Raw genomic sequence first — 511 nt, forward strand, 5'->3', positions numbered from 1 at the left:
GCTAATATGAGTTTTACGGGAAGTTTCATTTCAATAGTCTTAATGATTAAATTCCAGTCTCAGGATCCATAGGCTCTGATCGATAATCTTTCCCAGCAATAATATCGTAACGAATAACAGTAGAGTCATTAAACAAGTCAAAGACCATTCCTATCGAATGTCGATTTTGCTTTAATTTATTATCAATATACAAATCACAAGATATATTTCCAGACCAATATTCAACTGAATCCCATTTACGAATACTTGCATTACAATTTCGAGACTCTAAATGAGCTGTCGATGGCAATGTATCATTCGTTACTTCAGTTCGACGAGAAAGCCGAAAGCCAGCAAAAACCTCATCAAACGCATTGTTTACTTTAAAGTTTATTGAATATAGTGTCATGCCACAATTCGAATTATAACTTTTATAAGGTATGCGTAATTCATAGCTGTTTTCATCTTCTGAAAAATCATGCTCAATTTTAATTGTTCCCTTGGCTGCTCTCGTTACTTTGCCTGTATTTGC

General features: G+C 34.1%; 1 pseudogene. It reads right to left on the bottom strand.

Annotation, left to right across the window (positions count from 1 at the left end):
* Window positions 1-46: 46 nt before the first annotated feature.
* Window positions 47-511: pseudogene (locus A6E03_RS20355) on the bottom strand (hypothetical protein); the annotation flags it as partial.

The organism is Aliivibrio sp. 1S128 (assembly GCF_001691065.1).
In the GTDB taxonomy this organism is placed as follows: domain Bacteria; phylum Pseudomonadota; class Gammaproteobacteria; order Enterobacterales; family Vibrionaceae; genus Aliivibrio.